This is a genomic window from Acidovorax sp. JHL-9, assembly GCF_000426205.1.
GTDB classification, from domain to species: Bacteria; Pseudomonadota; Gammaproteobacteria; order Burkholderiales; family Burkholderiaceae_C; genus Acidovorax; species Acidovorax soli.
On sequence record NZ_AUEX01000057.1, the window covers coordinates 1 to 2,467 of the forward strand.

The following is a 2,467-nucleotide window of genomic DNA, read 5'->3' on the forward strand; positions in this document are numbered from 1 at the left end:
TCGGTTCACGAAATCGAGCACGTAAGATAGTCAACCAGCTTCACGAAATCGGTGAAGGTTCAATGAGCCTCACACACAGAAATTCGGACAGGCCCAATCTCATAGCCGTAAAGCGCTCCCAGGCCGCCAAACTGAAACTTCTGCTTCACGTCCACGTCGACGTCGGGCCAGGCCGCCAAGTACGGCGACACCACTTTGAGCAGCCACTCGTAGCAAGGGTGGCATTCCATACCGATACGCAGCGTGCCGCGCTCGCCTTGCGCAAACTGGCGCAGGCGCTCTTCGGCCAAGTTCAACTGCGGCAGCACCCGGTTCGCCACCGCAAGCAGGTACTGGCCAGCCTGGGTTAAACGCAGGCTACGGCCTTCACGCAGCCAGATGTCAGTGCCCAGCTGCTGCTCAAGCTTTTTCATGCTGTGGCTCAGCGCCGACTGCGTGAGGCACAACACGTTAGCCGCCGCAGTCAAGGAGCCCTGTTTCTCGACCTCGGCCACGATGGTCAAATGTGCGCGCTCCAACATATATGAACAATATTCATGGAATCGTGAGATAAAACCATTTTACTTCATGATCACTGATATCTAGCATTCGCTTCCATTGTTCGTTGGCAGTTCAAAGGAAGCCCATGGCCGTCAAACAACTCACCGCATTCAGCGGCCCGAACTTGCAGGCGCAGCACGATGGCAAAGCGACTTGACCTTGCGCACTCCATCAAGCCTTTAGGCACCAGAAATCAGTCGATACGAAAGACAGAATGAAACACACCACGCGCATAGTCGCCGTCTCCGGAGGGCTTCAGCGTCCCTCTAAGGCAGCAACCCTGGCAGAACACCTGCTGGAGTTGATCGCACATGAAGTGCCGTGTGAAAAGCACCTTATCGAGATGAGTCTGGTCGCTCCCCAACTAGCCGGCGCGGTCCTGCGCTCCCAACTGCCTGGTACGGCAGAGCGTGCGCTTGTAGAAGTCGAGCAAGCAGACGTGGTCGTCGTAGTCACCCCGGTCTACCGCGGCGCCTACTCGGGATTGTTCAAGCACTTCTTCGACTTCATCGATCAGGATGCATTGATCGACAAACCAGTGCTACTGGCAGCCATCGGTGGTAGTGAGCGCCATGCCTTGGTGATCGACCATCAATTGCGCCCGTTGTTCAGCTTTTTCCAGACACGCACGATGCCGCTAGGTGTTTACGCAACCGACAAGGACTTTGCGGAAGGCCGCCTACGCAACGGGGCCTTGCTCGAACGGGCCAGGCTCGCGGTCGAGCGGGCAATGCCGTTGGTGACATTGGCGTGCCACGCCTCGCCACACCTTGCCCCGCCTGACCATTGAAGCGCACGGGGCCTGATTCACGACTTGGCCAACCTAACAACTTCCAGACGCAATCGCCATGAACGAAGAACTCCGCTTTGAACTCAAGAGCATCCTTTTCGATGAAAACTACATCCCATCAGACAGCACGCGCATCACCACCAACTTTGCCAACCTGGCACGGGGAAAGAGCCGCCAGCAGAATTTGCGCAACACGCTGAGGATGATCAATAACCGCTTTAATGAGCTAGCGCATTGGGACAATGCGACAGGAGATCGCTACTCTGTCGAACAGGAGATCATCTCCGTAGAGATGAGCATGGCTTCCAGCATTAGCAATGCCTCATTTCCGTTGATTGAAGTGCTGAAAACCAGCATTCTCGAAAGGAAGACGGGAAAACGCATCGATGGGATCGTTGGGAACAACTTTTCTTCCTACGTCCGCGATTACGACTTCAGCATCCTGCTGCCCGGCTACAACGCTGATCGGGCGCAATTCGGTGTTCCTGAAGGTTTTGGTGAATTGCATGGAAAGCTGTTCAAACAGTTTGTCAGTTCGGTCACTTACAAAGCGCACTTAGGCAAGCCACCTGTCATCTGTATCAGTGTATCGACCAGCAAACGTTACCAGCGGAATGGAAATCAGCACCCGGTACTGGGCATTGAGTATCAACAGAGCGAACTTTCAGCGACCGACCGGTACTTTGAAAAAATGGGTATGCAAGTTCGCTTCTTCATGCCTCCAAACAGCGTCGCGCCGTTAGCGTTCTACTTTTACGGCGATCTTCTGGATGACTACACGAATCTTGAGCTGATCGGCACCATCAGCACCATGGAAATCTTTCAGAAGATTTATCGGCCCGAGATCTACAACGCCAACTCTGCCGCCGGTAACTTCTATCAGCCGAGCCTCACCAACCAGGACTACTCGTCGACGCAAATCGTCTACGACCGTGAAGAGCGCAGTCAACTTGCGGTCCAGCAAGGCAAGTTTGCTGAGGAGCACTTCATCAAGCCGTACGGTTCTGTCCTGCATCGATGGACTGCCAGCTCTGCGAACTGACTGAACCGCCCCGGGTTTCGTGGAGGCTGGTTGGTTTAAGTCAGGCCGCGATGGCGTCCTGATTGGCGAGTTGCCGGTAGTAGTTTGCCTCAGCC

The 2,467-nt window shown here is 54.8% G+C and carries 2 protein-coding genes and 1 pseudogene; 2 read left to right on the forward strand and 1 reads right to left on the reverse strand.

Annotated features, from left to right (window positions below; genetic code table 11):
• Positions 1–95: 95 nt before the first annotated feature.
• Positions 96–521: pseudogene (locus tag K225_RS21320) on the reverse strand (LysR family transcriptional regulator); the annotation flags it as partial.
• Positions 522–754: 233 nt separating this feature from the next.
• Here K225_RS21320 and msuE point away from each other — a divergent pair.
• Both msuE and K225_RS0119075 read left to right on the forward strand, forming a co-directional pair.
• Positions 755–1,330, forward strand: a complete 576-nt coding sequence (msuE, locus tag K225_RS0119070) for an FMN reductase (RefSeq protein WP_026437813.1) — start codon at positions 755–757, stop codon at positions 1,328–1,330.
• 58 nt (positions 1,331–1,388) lie between these two features.
• Complete coding sequence (locus K225_RS0119075; protein ID WP_026437814.1) at positions 1,389–2,372, forward strand: DUF1852 domain-containing protein; 984 nt, start codon at positions 1,389–1,391, stop codon at positions 2,370–2,372.
• Positions 2,373–2,467: the final 95 nt, after the last annotated feature.